The sequence below is a fragment of the Catalinimonas locisalis genome, assembly GCF_038039535.1.
GTDB lineage: Bacteria > Bacteroidota > Bacteroidia > Cytophagales > Cyclobacteriaceae > Catalinimonas.
The window spans coordinates 1-1,716 of record NZ_JBBPHP010000099.1 but is presented as its reverse complement, the minus strand read 5'-3'; the positions used below and the strand labels follow the sequence as shown (position 1 = coordinate 1,716).

Annotated in this window: 4 protein-coding genes; 3 read left to right on the top strand and 1 reads right to left on the bottom strand. The window is 36.9% G+C overall.

The window, feature by feature from the left end:
• Positions 1-269: 269 nt before the first annotated feature.
• The 3 genes from WJR50_RS34000 (at position 270) to WJR50_RS33990 (ending at position 1,381) form a co-directional block, all read left to right on the top strand.
• The gene (locus WJR50_RS34000; RefSeq protein ID WP_341297778.1) at positions 270-515 is read left to right on the top strand and encodes an AbrB/MazE/SpoVT family DNA-binding domain-containing protein; all 246 of its coding nucleotides are present in this window, start codon (positions 270-272) and stop codon (positions 513-515) included.
• Entirely contained in the window at positions 506-829 is a 324-nt protein-coding gene (locus WJR50_RS33995; protein WP_341297777.1) for a type II toxin-antitoxin system PemK/MazF family toxin, read from the top strand. The genes WJR50_RS34000 and WJR50_RS33995 overlap by 10 nt, the downstream gene beginning before the upstream one ends.
• Positions 830-922: 93 nt before the next feature.
• Positions 923-1,381, top strand: a complete 459-nt coding sequence (locus WJR50_RS33990; RefSeq protein WP_341297776.1) for a hypothetical protein — start codon at positions 923-925, stop codon at positions 1,379-1,381.
• A gap of 79 nt (positions 1,382-1,460) precedes the next feature.
• Here WJR50_RS33990 and WJR50_RS33985 read toward each other — a convergent pair whose 3' ends face one another.
• Entirely contained in the window at positions 1,461-1,628 is a 168-nt protein-coding gene (locus tag WJR50_RS33985) for a helix-turn-helix domain-containing protein (RefSeq protein WP_341297775.1), read from the bottom strand.
• Between the last annotated feature and the right edge of the window lie 88 nt (positions 1,629-1,716).

Sequence of the window (1,716 nt, the reverse complement as noted above, 5' to 3'; positions counted from 1 at the left end):
GGTGAATATTACACAAGAACTTTCACCCTTTGGGACATCCTTTTAAAGAACTATATTTACCATTCAAGGCACACACAAAATGCACCAACCACGCCTCTTAGAAACGCACTCGGAAGCTTATAGCTCCAAGCACAAAAATTGAAATACGAAAGAGAAACGCAAACAAACCGGCTCGGCTGGTGCATCAGTCGTTACCCTGCATTTAAATTTTAAACACCTTGGAACTTTCTTAAATTGTAATAACTTTGTAATTACAAAAAGATATAGTTATGGAAGTTTCAATTATACAGATTGGCAATTCAAAAGGACTTCGTTTGAACAAGGCACTGCTTGATAAATATAACATCAAAGACAAGGTTGAAGTAATCCTTGAGCAAGGACAGATTGTGCTTCGTCCTATAGATACTCCACGAAAAGATTGGGATAAAGCATTTAAAGAAATGCATGAAAACCAAGACGATCAATTACTTATGGATGATGTCTTTGAAGACGAAAATTTTGACGAATGGAATTAAAGCAATATGCTATAGTTCTGGTCAATCTGGATCCGACAATGGGAAGTGAAATAAAGAAAACCAGACCATGCTTAATTATTTCACCCGATGAAATCAATAACCACCTAAGGACTATTGTGATAGCTCCAATGACTACTAAAAGCAAACCTTATCCTACTAGGATAAAAGTACGGCACAATAATCAAATAGGATGGATAGTCATTGACCAGATAAGAACCATTGATAAAAGCAGGATTGTCAGGGTACTTGGAAAAATTACTGCTAAAGAGATAAAAAACTGTAAAGCAGTAATTAAAGAAACATTTGTAGATTAAAAACGCAGGGTAACAAGCCATAAGCGCAAAGCTACGGCCAATGGCCTCGCCTGCGCCTATGGTGATCGTTGGTGGCTAGCTAAATTGAAAAAAATGGGATTATTAGACTTCCTATTTGGAAAGACAAAAACTATTGAAGATGGATTCTTTGGTACTCTTAGATTAATAGAATTTAAAGAATCTTCAAAAGACTACTTTGAAGGAAATAAGTACTTTGGACCAGCTAAAAGATCAATAGAATTAATAATTAATGGAGGTATACCTGGACCATCAGAAAAACAGAAGCAGTTTTTTCGTGATGTAGAAAGAAGTTATGGTTTGATCATTGAAAAATCTGCTCCATTAATTATTGACGAGTTCAGGAATTGGAAACCTGAATTTACAATTATGGACTTTGATCAAGAATTTTGGCCAGTACATATGTCTATCCCAAAAATTGACGAAGGAGACACAACTTGGGAAATGGCATTTGAGACAAGCCATGATCAAAATCATCATATTACGATTACATATAAGAATTTTGAGGCTAAAGAAATATTGATAGACGGATAAAAAGCCAGCCACCAACAGCGCTCAGCCACCATACTTCGGCTAAAGCCTTCGTCGGTGGCTGCGCAAACGTTGGCAGTGATCATGAAGTTTTCTTTGGAGGAGGATTCTCACGCACGATCTTGTAAAGGGTAGACTTAGAGACATGGAACATGTCCAGAATTTCTGCAATGCTATGATCTTTATCATGGTAGAGTTTGAGCAATAACTTCTGCTTCTTTTTATCCAGGGCAGGAGGGCGGCCACCCAATGCCGTTTAGGTAAGGATTTGGAATAGAGGATAAAGAGCATTGTTTGTAAAAGCGGAAACCTATTACAAACTATTTTATCTCTTTATC

Bases quoted from the DNA above. Each gene is read 5' to 3' on its own strand.
- WJR50_RS34000 (WP_341297778.1), top strand. From the start codon at position 270: ATGGAAGTTTCAATTATACAGATTGGCAATTCAAAAGGACTTCGTTTG.
- WJR50_RS33995 (WP_341297777.1), top strand. From the start codon at position 506: ATGGAATTAAAGCAATATGCTATAGTTCTGGTCAATCTGGATCCGACA.
- WJR50_RS33990 (WP_341297776.1), top strand. From the start codon at position 923: ATGGGATTATTAGACTTCCTATTTGGAAAGACAAAAACTATTGAAGAT.